Below are 15,346 nucleotides of genomic sequence, written 5' to 3'. Positions count from 1 at the left end.
CCCTAGCTGGGACGAGTAACGCGACCCGCGCCCACCCGATTCTTCTCGGGGTGCACGGGCGGCAGGAGCAACGACGGACAGGATGAGGGACATCTTCATGATTCGGGTGGTCGGGCACCGGCAAATCGAGCGTCGGGCGGTAATCGCATGACCCGCACAGCTCGGGTACGGCCCACCCGCACCCGGCGGCCCCGCGTCCCCACCCTGCCGCAGCTGATCTCCACCGCCGTCGAGGCCAATCCGGCGGGCGTGGCCCTGATCCTGGCCGATGCCACGGGGACGCTGGCACGGCTCAGCTATGCCGAACTCGACGAGCGTTCGACCCGGCTGGCGCATCTGCTGATCGAACGGGGCGTGGGACCGGAGGATCTGGTCGCCGTCGCCATTCCGCGCTCGGTGGAGTCCGTGGTCGCGGTGTGGGCGATCGCCAAGACCGGTGCCGGATTCGTCCCGGTCGACCCGAACTATCCGGCCGACCGCGTCCTGCACATGATCTCGGATTCACAGGCCGTACTGGGTCTGACCATTACCGGCAAGCGGGCCGTGCTGCCCGGCACGGTCACCTGGATCGCGCTCGACGACGCCGAATTCATCGAGGCCACCCAGGGTTATCCGGCCGAACCGGTCACCAATGCCGACCGGGTGCGGCCGCTGCGCGCCGAACATCCCGCGTACACCATCTACACCTCGGGTTCGACCGGGCTGCCCAAGGGCGTCGTGGTCACCCACACCGGACTCTCCGGGCTGAGCGAAGAGCAGCGCGAACGCTTCCGCATCACCCCGGAATCGCGGGTCCTGCAGGTGGCCTCGCCGTCCTTCGACGCCTCGGTCTTCGAAATGCTCATGGCGATCGGATCGGCCGCCGCCCTGGTCGTGGCCGTGCCGGAGGTCTACGGCGGTGAGGACCTGGGCGCGCTGCTGGCCCGCGAGGCCGTCAGCCACGCGGTGATCACGCCCTCGGTCCTGGCCTCGCTGGATCCCCGTGGACTCGACCAGCTGCGGGTCGTGCTGGCCGCCGGTGAGGCATGCCCGCCGGAGTTGGTGCGGCGCTGGGTCGCTCCGATCGCCGACGGCCGGCGCCGACTCCTCAATGGTTACGGCCCCACCGAGACCACCGTGTGGAGCAACTGCGCGGAGCTGTCCCCGGACCGGCCGGTCACCATCGGCGCGGCCATTCGCGGAGCCGTCGCGCACGTGCTGGACGAACAATTGCGACCGGTTGCCCCGGGTGTGCCCGGCGAGCTGTACGTGGCCGGTGCGCTGCTGGCGCGCGGCTACCACCGCCGACCGGAGTTGACCGCGGCCCGGTTCATCGCGAATCCGTTCGAGGACAATGGTTCCCGGCTCTACCGCACCGGCGACCTGGTGCGCTGGACCACCGGCGGCGAACTGGAGTACCTGGGGCGCAATGACTTCCAGGTGAAGATCCGCGGCCTGCGCATCGAACTCGAGGAGATCGACGCGGTCCTGGCCGGAGCCGACGCGGTCGACTTCGCGGTCACCGTCGGACATCAAGTACAGGACCGCGCAACGGTTCTGGTGTCCTACGTGCACCCCGCCCCGGGCGCGAGCGTCGATGTGGCGGAGCTTTCGGCACTCGCCGAGAGCACCCTGCCGCCGCATATGGTGCCGGGCGCGATCATGGTGCTGGACGAGATCCCGCTGACCCCCGTCGGTAAGCTGGACCGGGCCGCGCTACCGCCGCCGGTGATCAAGGAGCGCGAGTATCGCGCACCGGAAACTCCTGCGCAGCAGATGGTTTCGTCCGTCATCGCCGAGGTTCTCAAGGTCGAGCGGGTCGGCCTGGACGACGACTTCTTCGCACTCGGCGTGGACAGCATCACCTCCATTCGGATCGTGTCGCGGGCGCGCGCACAGGGTTTGGCCTTCAAGGCCAAGGATGTCTTCGCCGCGCGCACCGTCGAGGGGCTCGCGGCCCTGGCCGCAGCGGTGACACCGGGCGAGGCCGAGGTGCAACTGGCCACCGGGCCGCTCGTCGAGGTCACCGACGCCGATCGTGCACGGCTGCAAGAGCTTTACCCGACCATGTCGGATATCTGGCCGTTGACGCCGCTGCAGGGCGGCATGCTCTTCCACGCGCAGCTGGCCGAGCACTCGGTCGACGCGTACATGACCCAGTTCACGGTCGAACTCTCCGGCGCACTGGATATTCCGCGCCTGCGCGCCGCCGCCCAGGCCATGCTGGACCGGCACGTGAACCTGCGGGTGGCCTTCGCCGAGGATTCGAACGGCAATCCGCTCCAGATCGTGGTCGACGACCTCGAAGTGCCCTGGCGCTACATGGATCTCGGCGATCGTGATACCGACGAGGCCCCCGCGCGCACCGACTGGTTGATGGCCGCCGAAATGACCGGCCACTTCGATATGCGCACCGCACCGCTGCTGCGCTTCACCCTGGTGCGCACCGCACCCGAACGCTTCCAGCTCTTCGTCACCAGCCACCACATTCTGCTGGACGGCTGGTCCCTGCCGCTGCTCATGCAGGACATGCTGGCCTTCTACGCACTCGGCGGCGATCCCGCACTGCTGCCGCCGGTCCGGTCCTACCGGGACTACCTGGCCTGGCTGGCCGCCCAGGATCGCGAGGCCGCGCGTGCCGCCTGGCGGGAGGCGCTGGACGGCTTCACCGAACCCTCACCGCTCGCTGCGGTCGACCGGTCCCGCGAAATCTCCGCCGGTATCGGCGAATTGGGCTTCGAACTCACCGCCGAGGAGACCGCCGCACTGAGCCGGGTGGCCGCCGAGGCGGGTATCACCGTCAACACCATCGTGCAGGCCGCCTGGGGTCTGCTCATCGGCCGCAGCACCGATCGCGATGATGTGGTCTTCGGCGCGACCGTCTCCGGCCGCCCGCCACAGCTGGCCGGGATCGAAACCATGGTCGGCCTCTTCCTCAACGCCATCCCGGTGCGGGTCAAGCTCGATGCCGCCGGAACACTCGCCGGACTGCTGCGACAGTTGCAGGACGAACAGGCCGCCCTGCTCGACCACCACTACCTCGGACTCGGCGAAATCCAGGAAATCACCGGTATCGACGGGATTTTCGACTCGCTCGTGGTGTTCGCCTCCTTCCCGGTCGACGATGAGGCCCTGGACGAGGCGGCCGCACCCATCGACGGTGTCGGCCTGCTCGGCACCTCCGCCGCGAACGGCACGCACTACCCGGTGACCGTCATGGTCACCCCGGGCAAGACGCTGCGGGTCAACCTCAAGTACCTGCGCGATCTGTTCGACACCGCGGCCGCCGAGGCACTGTCCGAGCGACTCGCCCTGCTGCTCAACCGATTCGGCAGCAACCCGCAGGCCCGGATCGCGGAGGTGGACGCGCTCATCGACAGCGAGCGCGAAGCCCTGGACACCGTCAATGCCACCGAAGTGCCCGAGCTGGCCGATGATTCGACGCTGCTCACCCTGTTCGACGCGCAGGCGGCCCGGACACCCGAGGCGCTCGCGGTCATCTTCGGCGATATCACCCTCACCTATGCCGAGCTCGACGCGCGATCGCGGCGGCTCGCGCGGGAGCTCATGTTGCGGGGCGTCGGTCCGGAGTCTCGGGTGGCGGTGGCCATGCGGCGTGGTATCGATCTGGTTGTTGGGATTTATGCGGTGTTGCGTGCGGGTGGTGCGTATGTGCCGGTGGATCCCGATCATCCGGTCGAGCGTAATGAGTATGTGCTGGGGAGTGCGGCACCGGTCTGTGTGCTGACTCGGGCCGGTGAGGGTTTCGAAACCGATTCCGGTGTACCGCTTTTCTTCGTCGAGGCGCTCGCGGGTGCGAGTGAGATCGAGTTCGTCGGGTCGGTGTCGGTGCGGGCGGACAATGCCGCGTATGTGATCTATACCTCGGGGTCGACGGGTCGTCCCAAGGGTGTGGTGATCACTCATAGGCAGATGGCGAATCAGTTCCGTTGGGCGCAGCGGACGTATCCGCATGGTGCGGGTGATGTGGTGTTGCATAAGACGCCGATTACTTTCGATATTTCGACGTGGGAGTTGTTCTGGCCGTTGCAGACCGGTGCGGCGGTGGTTATCGCGGAGCCGGATGGGCATCGTGATCCGGGGTATATCGCGCGGATGATCGGCGAGTACGGGGTCACCTCGGTGCATTTCGTGCCGTCCATGCTGGAGGCGTACCTCGACGGCCTCGCGCGGTCCTCGACCGCGCCGACCGAACAGCTGCGCTGGGTATTCGCCGCCGGTGAGGCGCTGTCCACCGAGACCGCCGTCAAGTTCGGTGCGGCACTGCCGGATACGGCCCTGGTCAACTGGTACGGCCCGGCCGAGGCGACCGTGGTCACCGCGCATCCGGCCGATCAGGCCGCGGGCAATGCCGTGCCGATCGGTAGTCCGGTCGCCAATACCCGTGTGCATGTGCTGGATCGTCAGCTGCGGCCGGTGCCGTTCGGCGCGGCCGGTGAGTTGTATGTCGCCGGAGTGCAATTGGCGCGCGGGTACCTCGCTGCGCCCGGGCTCTCCGCGGAGCGGTTCATCGCCTATGAGAATGGTGCGCGGCTGTATCGCACCGGTGATGTGGTGCGTTGGATCGTCGATCCGGCGGGGAGCGGTCACGCGCTGGAGTATTTGGGCCGCAGTGATTTCCAGGTCAAACTGCGTGGTCAGCGGATCGAGCTCGGTGAGATCGAGACGGTGCTGTTGAGTCATGCGGCGGTGCATCGGGCCGCGGTCACGCTGGTGCGTGCGGTGACCGGTGATCGGCTGGTGGCCTATGTCGTGCTCGAATCCGGTGCGGTGGTAGCGGATTCGGATCTGCTGGCGCATGCTCGTGCGGCGTTGCCGTCGTACATGGTGCCTTCGGCGGTGGTGCGCTTGGCGGCGATGCCGCTCAATGCCAGTGGCAAGCTGGATCGGAAGGCGTTGCCGGAGCCGGAGTTCCACGCGCGTGCCTATCGTGCCCCGTCGACTCCGGGTGAGCGTGCGGTGGCGGAGGTGTTCGCGGCGGTGCTGGGTGTGGAGACCGTCGGGGCGGATGACGATTTCTTCGAACTCGGCGGCAATTCGCTCAGCGCCACCCAGGTGGTCGCCCGCCTCGGTGCCGCCGTCGGCGCGCGCGTACCGGTGCGCACCATCTTCGAATCGCCCACCGTCGCCGAACTCGCCACAACCCTTGGCGACCAGGCGGATTCGCTCGGTACCCCGCTGCGCCCGATGGAGCGGCCGGAGCTGATTCCGCTCTCCTACGCCCAGCAGCGCATGTGGTTCCTGAACCGCTTCGACACCGCCGCGGGCACCTACAACCTGCCCACCGCACTGCGCATCACCGGACCGCTGGATGTGCCCGCCCTGCGCGCGGCGGTCCGGGATCTGGTCGAGCGCCACGAGGTGCTGCGCACCGTCTACCCGGAAAGGGACGGCGTCGGCCACCAGGTGATCCTGGCCGCCGATGATCCCGAGGCCATGCCCTCGATGCCCATGGTGGATGTGCGCGAGGACGGCATCACCGCCGCCGTCGCCGAGGCCGCCATCGCCGGCTTCGATGTCACCGCGGCCCCGCCGCTGCGAGTTCGCCTGCTGCGCTTGGGAACAGACGATCATGTCCTGGTCTGCGTGGTGCACCACATCGCCGGTGACGGGTTCTCGGCCGGACCGCTGACCCGCGACCTGATGACCGCGTACCTGAGCCGGATCCAGGGCCGCGAACCCGAGTGGACACCCCTCGAGGTGCAGTACGCCGACTACGCGCTCTGGCAGCGCGAAATCCTCGGCGACGAAACCGATTCCGGCTCCCTGCTGGCCCGCCAGCTGCACTACTGGCAGCGCACCCTGGCCGGACTGCCCGACCAGCTCGAGCTGCCCGGCGACCGGCCCCGCCCGGCCGTGGCCAGTGGACGCGGTGCGACCCTGGCCTTCGAGATCGATCCGATCGTGCACGCCGCGCTGCACCGGGTCGCCTCCGAGCACAACGCCACCCTGTTCATGGTGGTGCACGCGGCCTTCGCCGCCCTGTTGGCCCGACTCTCCGGCACCGGGGACATCGCCGTCGGCGCGCCCATCGCCGGACGCGGTGAGGCCGCGCTCGACGACCTCATCGGCATGTTCGTCAACACCCTGGTGCTGCGCGCCCAGGTCGACCCGGCCGCCTCCTTCGGTGAACTGCTGAACGCGGTGCGCGAGGGCGATATCGCCGCCTTCGGACACGCCGACGTCCCGTTCGAGCGTCTGGTCGAGGTGCTCGATCCGGCCCGCTCGCAGGCGCGGCATCCGCTGTTCCAGACCATGCTCACCTTCCAGAACGTCGGCAACTCCGAACTCTCCCTGCCCGGGGTCTCGGTCTCCGCGGTCGAGCTGGATGTGCCGCTGGCCAAGTTCGACCTGCAACTGACCGTCAGCGAACATGTCGACGCCGACAACGCCGCGCAGGGCATGACCGCCCTGTTCACCTACGCCACCGACCTTTTCGACACGGCCACCGTGCAGGGCTTCGCCGACCGTTTCCGCCGCATCCTGGTCGCGGTCACCGCCGATCCCACCCGCGCGGTCGGCGATATCGATGTGCTCGCCCTCGACGAGCGCCGCAAGGTGCTCACCGAATGGAACGAGACCGCCATCGATCTGCCCGCGGGACAGCTGTTCTCGCTGTTCGAGGCGCAGGCGGCCCGCAATCCCGAGGCGGTGGCGCTCAGCTTCGAGGGCACCGAACTCACCTACGCCGAACTGGCCTCCCGGGTGCACCGGCTGGCGCGCCTGCTCACCGCGGCCGGTGTCGGACCGGAAAGTCTGGTGGCACTGGGCATTCGGCGCTCGGTCGACCTCGTCGTCGCCATCTACGCCGTCCTCGAGGCCGGTGGCGGATATGTCCCGCTGGACCTGGATCAGCCCGCCGACCGCATCGAACATGTGCTCGAGACGGCCCAGCCGGTCTGCGTACTCACCACGCGCCGTGACGGTTTCACCCCCGCGCCGGGTGATGTACCCACCGGCCGGGTGCTCACCATCGACGCACTCGATCTCTCCGGTTACTCCGATGAGCCCATCCGCCATGACGAACGCCACGCACCGCTGTACAGCGCGCATCCGGCGTACGTCATCTTCACCTCCGGCTCGACCGGACGGCCCAAGGGCGTCGCGGTCTCGCATGCCGCCGCGATCAACCAGATCCGCTGGATCACCACCGAATACGGCATCAGCGCCGATGATGTGGTGCTGCTCAAGACGCCCGCCACCTTCGACGTGTCGGTCTGGGAGCTGTTCGGGCCGCTCGCGGTCGGCGCGAAGCTCGTGATCGCCACCGCCGACGGGCACCGCGATCCGGCCTATCTGGCCGAAGTCATCGCCGCCGAACGCATCACCATGACCTCGTTCGTGCCGTCCATGCTCAGCGCCTTCACCGATACCGCCGCTCCGGCGGCGCTCACCTCACTGCGCACCCTGCTCATCGCGGGTGAGGCGTTCACCGGGGACGCGGTCGCCGCGTTCCGGCGCATCGGGCGCGCGGAGCTGCACAATCTGTACGGCCCCACCGAATTCACCGTGCACGCCACCTATGCGCCCGTCCCGGCGGAGGTTTCGGGTGCGGTGCCGATCGGCGCACCGGTGTGGAACGCGCAGACCTATGTGCTCGACGCGCGCCTGCACCCGGTCGCCCCGGGCATGGCCGGAGAGCTTTACCTCGCCGGTGATCAGCTGGCCCGCGGGTATCACGGGCGCGCCGACCTGACCGCGGATCGCTTCGTGGCCAACCCCTTCGGCGAGCGCGGTACGCGCATGTACCGCACCGGCGATCTGGTGCGCTGGACCGATCGCGGTCAACTGGTGTACCTGGGTCGCACCGACTTCCAGGTCAAGCTGCGCGGACTGCGCATCGAACTCGGCGAGATCGAATCCGCGCTCACCGCACAGGAATCCATTGCCCGTGCCGTCGTGGTGCTGCGCCACGACGATCGACTGGGGGACCAGCTGGTCGCCTACGTCGTGCCCGCCGCTGGCGCGGTGGTCGACACCGTCGCGGTGAAGACCGCTGTGGCGGAACGGGTTCCGGGCTATATGGTGCCGTCGGCCTTCGTCGTCCTGGACGAATTCCCGGTCAACCCGTCGGGCAAACTGGACCGGCGTGCCCTGCCCGCACCCGATTTCGCCGCCGATCACGAGTTCCGGGCGCCCGAGACCGAGACCGAACAGGCCGTGGCCGCCGTCTTCGCCGAGGTGCTCGGCCTGGACCGGGTCGGCCTGGACGACGACTTCTTCGCGCTCGGCGGTAATTCGCTGGTCGCCACCCGCGTCATCGCCCGGGTGAACGCCGCCCTGGATGCCGATCTCGGCGTCCGGGATCTGTTCGAGGTCTCCTCGGTCGCCGCACTCGCACAGCGGGTTTCGGGTACCGAGGGCATCGCCCCGCGCCCCAAACTGGTCGCCGGGCCGCGCCCCGAACACGTACCGCTGTCCCTGGCGCAGCAGCGCATGTGGTTCCTGAACCAGTTCGACCCCACCTCCTCGGCCTACAACCTGCCGATCGCACTGCGGCTCACCGGTGCGCTCGATACCGAGGCACTGGGGCTGGCCGTCGCCGATCTGCTGGAGCGGCACGAAACGCTGCGCACCATCTACCCCGAGGTCGAGGGCACGGCGCACCAGGTGATCCTGCCCGCCGCGCAGGTGGTCCCGGAGCTCACGCCCGAGCGAATCGGTGTGGACGCGGTCGCCGAGCGGGTCACCGCCCTGCTCACCGCCGGATTCGACGTCACCCGCGAGATTCCGTTGCGGGTCAAGCTGTTCCGGCTCGATACCACCGACGACATCGAACATGTCCTGGTCGTGGTCACCCACCACATCAGCTCCGACGGCTGGTCCATGGGACCGCTCTCACGCGATCTGATCATGGCGTACATCGCGCGCTCGGCCGATACCGCGCCCGAGTGGGCGCCGCTGCCGGTGCAGTACGCGGATTACACCCTCTGGCAGCGCGCGGTGCTCGGCTCCGAGGACGATCCCGAGAGTCTGATCTCGAAGCAGACCGAGCACTGGCGCACCGAGCTCGCCGGACTTCCGGACGAGCTGAACCTCCCCGCCGATCGCCCGCGCCCGGCGACGCAGTCGTTCCGCGGCGGCAGTCTGAACTTCACCATCGACGACGAGACTCACCAGGGGCTGCGGCGGATCGCGCGGGAACAGCACGCCACGCTGTTCATGGTTGTGCACAGCGCGCTCGCACTGTTCCTGGCGCGACTCTCGGGCACCGACGATATCGCCATCGGCACCCCGGTCGCGGGCCGCGGCGCGGCCGAACTCGACGATGTCATCGGCATGTTCGTCAACACCCTGGTGCTGCGCACCCAGGTGCCGGGCGAGCTGCGCTTCGATGAACTGCTGGCCCGCACCAAGGACGCCGATCTGCGCGCCTTCGCCAATGCCGAGGTGCCGTTCGAGCGCCTGGTCGAGCTGCTCAATCCCGAGCGCTCCACCGCCCGCAATCCGCTGTTCCAGGTCATGCTGGCCTTCCAGAACCTGCCGGACAACAATGCGGAACTGCCCGAGTTGCGCATCGCCGCACTGGAATCCGAGGTCGAGACCTCCCAGTTCGATCTGTCGCTGACCATGAGCGACGGCGGGGGACAGGGGCTCCAGGGCGCCTTCACCTTCGCCCGCGACCTGTTCGACTACGCCACCGTCGGCGTCTTCGCGGACCGCTTCAAACGCCTGCTCACCGCCATCGTGGAGCGGCCGGGCACGCGCGTCGGCGATCTGCCGCTGCTGGACGACAGCGAATACGAGCTGCTCACCCACGTACACGGCGATGACGTCATGGCCACCGGACTGCTGCCGGAGCTGCTCACCCGCGGTGTCTCACTGGGCCGGGATCGGATCGCGGTGCGCTACCGCGGCCACTCCATCACCTACGGCGAACTCGACGATTACTCCTCGCAGCTGGCGCGGGTACTCATCGGCCGCGGCGTCGGACCGGAAAAGCTTGTCGCCATCGCCTTCCCGCGCTCCTTCGAAATGGTGGCCGCCGTACTGGCCGTCGCCAAGGCCGGTGGCGCGCACGTACCCGTCGATCCCACCTACCCGGCGGATCGCGTGCGGCATATGGTGACCGACTCCGGAGCCGTACTCGGCATCACCGGGCGCGCCCATCGCGACAGCCTGCCCGGCGAGGTCGAATGGCTGTGCCTGGACGACGCCGCCACCGACGGGGCCTGCATGGCGCAGTCCCCGGCGCCGGTCACCGACGCGGATCGTATTGCGCCGCTGCGCATGCAGCATCCGGCATACGTCATCTACACCTCCGGGTCCACCGGAATGCCCAAGGGCGTCACCGTGACCCATGTCGGTCTGGGCGGCCTCGCCGACTACGCGGTCCCGCTCTACGACCTCGCCGCCGAGCATCGGCTCATGCATATCTGCTCGCCCAGCTTCGATCCCTCGGTCCTGGAGTGGGTCTGCGCGTTCTACACCGGCGCGACCCTGGTCATCGTGCCCTCGGAGATCCTGGGCGGACCAGAACTCGGCGAGCTCATGCGCACCGAGAGCGTCTCGCACGCGCTCATCACCCCGGCCGTGCTCGGCACCCTCGATCCGGCGACCCAGCCGCAGCTCGAGGTGCTCTCGGTCGGCGGCGATGTGACACCGCCGGAGCTGGTGGCGCGCTGGAAGGCCGCCGGGCGGGTGTACCACAACGCCTACGGTCCCACCGAGACCACGATCATCTCCACCTACGCCCAGCTCACCCCGGGCCGCCACATCACCATCGGCAAACCGGTGCACGGCATGTCGGCACTGGTACTCGACTCGCGACTGAACCCGGTACCGCCGGGCGTCGCGGGTGAGCTGTACCTCGCCGGTGGCGCACTCGCGCGCGGATACCGCAATCGCGCCGGGCTCTCCTCCGAGCGATTCGTCGCGAACCCCTGGGGCGCACCGGGATCGCGGATGTACCGCACCGGCGACGTGGTGCGCTGGTACGCCGACGCCGACGAGCGCGGCGGCAATACCGCACTGCCCGATACCAAGTGGGAGCTCGACTATGTCGGGCGCTCGGACTTCCAGGTCAAGATCCGCGGCTTCCGCATCGAACTCGGTGAGATCGACGCGGTGCTCGGATCGCACCCGGATGTCGACTTCGCCGTCACCGTCGGACGCAAGAACCACACCGGCACCACGGTTCTGGTCTCCTACGTGCTCGGCAAGGCGCTCGACCCGGAGGCGCTGCAGAGCTACGCCGCGCAGAGCCTGCCCCCGCATATGGTGCCCGCCGCCGTCGTCGTACTGGACGAACTGCCGCTCACCCCGGTCGGCAAACTCGACCGCAAGGCACTGCCCGAACCCGTACTGCGCCAACGGGAATACCGTGCGCCCGCCACCCCGCTGGAGGAGACCATCGCGGCCACCTTCGCCGAGGTGCTCGGTGTCGATCAGGTCAGCGTGGACGAGGATTTCTTCGCCATCGGCGGCAACTCGCTGCTGGCGACGCAGATCGTCAGCAAACTGCGCAAGGTCTCCGGCGCACAGGTCATGGTCGCCTGGTTCTTCACCGACCCGACCGTCACCGGACTCGCCGAACGCATTCGCCTCGATCTGGAGAGCAAGCACGACTACGACTCGGCCGCCGACGCCGCGCTCGCCGTGGTGCTGCCGATCCGGGCCACCGGTGACCGCACCCCGCTGTTCTGCGCACCGCCCATGGTCGGAATGTCCTGGTGCTATGCCGGATTGGCGGGTTACCTCCCCGCCGACCAGCCGCTCTACGGTCTGCAATCCCCGGCGCTCACCGAGGCCGACTATGCCCCCGACAGCCTCGAAGAGGTCGCGCGGCGGTATGTCGAGGCCATGCGCGGGGTACAGCCGCACGGGCCGTACCGGGTGCTCGGCTACTCACTCGGCGGCATCCTGGCGCACGCCATCGCCACCGAACTCCAGGCCGCCGGTGAACAGGTCGATGTACTGGCCAACCTCGACGCCTATCCGGACGCCGAGTTCACCGACTTCACCGCCGCCGTGCGCGACGAATTCGCGGCCCTGGGCGTCGGCGAGGAAGCCTTCCCCGACGGCGATATGCGCGACCTCAGCGATGAGGCCCTGGCGGCGCTGCACGAGGCCATCCCCGCCGACCTCGCCGTGCTGACGGTGGAGCGACTGCGCCGCATCTACCGGGGTGCGGTGCGCACCGTCGAACTCGGATCGCGCTACCGCCCAACGGCATTCGACGGGCGGATGGAGCTGTTCGCGGCCGAACTCGGTCGCGGCGACGATCATCAGCACTCGGCCGCCGACTGGCGCCCCTTCGTCACCGGGCCGGTCAGCGAGCATGTGGTGCCGGTCAAGCATCAGCTCATGACCACCGCCGAGTCCTATGCCGTCATCGGCCCGCGGCTCGCCGCCATCCTCGATGGTGAAATCGGCGCTCCCGCAGGCGAAGTGACGGTCGACAGTGACAACGGTGAGGGTGAGGGCGACTGGACCATCACCCAGGTGCTGCCGGTCATCGACTTCGACACGTCCACATCGGAGATGAAACTCCAGGCCCGCGAAGAGGATTCGGAACACCTCACCGAGGAGGTTCCGGAGCGGATCGCCGAGGTCGAACCGGAACCCGCTCCGGAGCAGGAGCAGGTGGTCGAGGCCGAGACCGCCGCCGAGGTGGACGTCACCGAGCCCGAGGACGCACCCGAAAGCTCGGAATCGATTGCCGAGCCCGAGGTTCCGGCCGCACCGGCCGCACCGCCGATCATGGGTCCGAGACTCACCGCCGTGGGCAAGGTCTCCCCGCTCCCCGCGGGCGCGGTCAGCCTGCTGGAGATCGAACCCACCGGACTGTGGATTCGGGCGATCACCCTCGATATCGCGGCCGATGTCTCCGGCAGCCGCGTCCGCAGGTCCGTACGGACCCTGCTGGACCGGCATCCGGCACTCTGGTCCCGCCTGCGCCGCGACGGCGATATCGCCGTCATGGACATTCCGGTACAGGCGAATTCGCGGGACGCCGTGGTCTGGCAGCTCGATCCGTCGGTCGAGGCCGTCGGTGATCCCATCGAGGCCGTCATCCACGCCGCCGCCGCGGAACTGGACCCGGACAAGGGCCGCAATATCCGCTTCGTCCTGATGGCGGGTGGCGAGGCCGATCCGAATCTCGATCCGTCCGACCGGCCCGCCGCCGTACTGGTCGCGGTCGCCAACGGCCTGGTCGTCGACGACACCTCGTGGCGCACCATTATCGAAGACCTGACCGCCTCCTGGTCCGGTGGCCACGCCACCCCGCCCAGCGCGGACGCGCATCCGGTCGGCATCGCCCGCGACCTCGCGGAACGCGCCGCCGCCGCCCAGACCGTCATCGAATTGGAGTGGTGGCGTTCGGCTCTCACCTCCGCCCTGCCCGGCCGCGATCCGGCCGAGGTACTCGGCGGTGACGGCGACCCCCTCGACCGCGGCCGGGTCTCGGTCTCCATCACCGGTGAGGGCGCGGCCGCCGTCGACACCGTGGCCCGCTACTACGACGCCAGCATCGACGATGTGCTGCTGGCCGCACTCGCGGTCACCCTGCTCGACGACAGCGCCGAAACCGCCCGCACCGCACTGGGTTCGGTGGTGCAACTGGTCGCCGACGGCCGGGTACCGGGGGACCCCGCCGGGCATCGCACCGTCGGCGCCTTCTCCACGCCGTACCCGTTCCCGCTGCGCGTCTACGGCGTCGACTTCGAGGAGGTGCGGCAGGGCGGACCCGCCGCCGGATCGATCATCCGGCAGATCCGGGACCGCTGCCGTGAGGTTCCGTCCCAGGGCGTCGGATTCGGACTGCTGCAGCATCTGAATCCGGACACCGCCGACGCCATCGCCGGACTCCCGGTGGGCCGCATCGGCTTCCGCTACCGGGATCTGCGACCCGCCCGGGTGTATCCGGAACCCGTCACCGATGATCTGTACCTCGACGTCACCGTCGACACCACCCAGGACGGCCTGGTCGCGCGCTTCGACTTCGCCGGTGCGGTACTGGACCTGGAGCAGATCAAGCGTCTCGTCGAGGGTTGGGTACAGGCACTCGGCGGACTCGCCGAACACGGACGCGCGACCAATCCGTAACATTGTCCGCTATCGCGGCGATGGCATTAGCCGTATGGTCTCTCGGGGATGAATCCTGCCCGGAGACCACGGCTGGGTACCCGGGCAACACTGCGCCGCAGGGTGGTAAGACCGGCACAAACGAACCAAAGCGAAGGTGTGAACATTGATTCGTCGACACGTCCGTAATGGGATTGTGGGGCGTCGGCGCGGTGCGCGAACCGCTGCCTTCCTCGCCGCAACGGCAGTGCTGACCGGCCTGGTGGCCGGCGTCGGCGTACCGAGCGCCTCCGCCGACCCGATCATCGACAGCAAGAAGCTGCTCGCCGATCCCGTCGCCCCGGACGGGTCGAAGATCACCAAGGCGGAGATGAAGGACGGCCGCAATATCCGGCTGTACGTCTACTCCGCGGCCATGGACGCCACCTACCCCGTCGATGTGCAGCGCCCGGCCGACGCCTCCGAGCCGCGCCCGACCCTCTACCTGCTCAATGGTGCGGGCGGCGGACAGGACGACGCCTCCTGGCAGAAGAAGACCAATATCGTCAACGGCTTCCTCGGCGACAAGAACCTGAACGTGGTCCAGCCCATCGGCGGCAAGTGGAGCTACTACCAGGACTGGCAGAGCGATGACGAAACCCTCGGCCGGAACAAGTGGCAGACCTTCTTCACCGAGGAGCTGCCCCCGCTGATCGAGGCCGCGCTCGGCACCAACGGTGTGAACGCCATCGCCGGTATCTCCACCTCCGGCACCACCGTGCTGTCGCTGCCCGAGGCCAAGCCGGGCCTGTTCCGCGCCGCGGCCGCCTACAGCGGTTGCGCGCAGTTCGCCGATCCGGTCGGCCGCGAATTCATGCGCCTCACCGTCGAGACCTGGGGCGGCGGCAAGCTGGAGAATATGCACGGTCCGGAGGACTCCCCGGCCTGGGCCGAGAACGATCCGGTCATCCATGCCGAAAAGCTGCGTGGCACAGAGCTTTACATCTCCTCGGGCAGCGGCCTGCCCGGCCAGTACGACGCGCTGAACGGCCCGTACGCGCTGCCCGGCGCCTACGGCCTGGCCAATCAGCTGATCATCGGCGGCGCCATCGAGGCGGGCACCAACTACTGCACGCACAATCTGCAGGCCAAGCTGGATTCGCTGGGTATCCCGGCGACCTACAACTTCCGCGCCACCGGAACCCACTCGTGGGGTTACTGGAACGACGAGTTCATGAACTCGTGGCCGGTGCTGGCCCGGGGCCTGGGCCTCTGAGGCTGCGGCTCGCGGGGCGGTAAGCCCTGAACTCTGGAGACCGATCCGACGGAACCGTCGGGT

Annotated in this window: 1 protein-coding gene and 1 pseudogene; both read left to right on the top strand. The window is 68.6% G+C overall.

All coding sequences use genetic code 11. The features are described from left to right. Nucleotides 1–147: 147 nt before the first annotated feature. A pseudogene (locus OHB26_RS07455) lies at nt 148–14,049 on the top strand (amino acid adenylation domain-containing protein); the annotation flags it as partial. A 241-nt stretch (nt 14,050–14,290) separates the two neighbouring features. After that, complete coding sequence (locus OHB26_RS07450) at nt 14,291–15,283, top strand: alpha/beta hydrolase (RefSeq protein ID WP_330185531.1); 993 nt, start codon at nt 14,291–14,293, stop codon at nt 15,281–15,283. Nucleotides 15,284–15,346 lie beyond the last annotated feature (63 nt).

The sequence above is a fragment of the Nocardia sp. NBC_01503 genome, assembly GCF_036327755.1.
In the GTDB taxonomy this organism is placed as follows: Bacteria; Actinomycetota; Actinomycetes; order Mycobacteriales; family Mycobacteriaceae; genus Nocardia.
The sequence above is the reverse complement of the archived record's forward strand: the minus strand, read 5'-3'. Positions and strand labels throughout refer to the sequence as shown.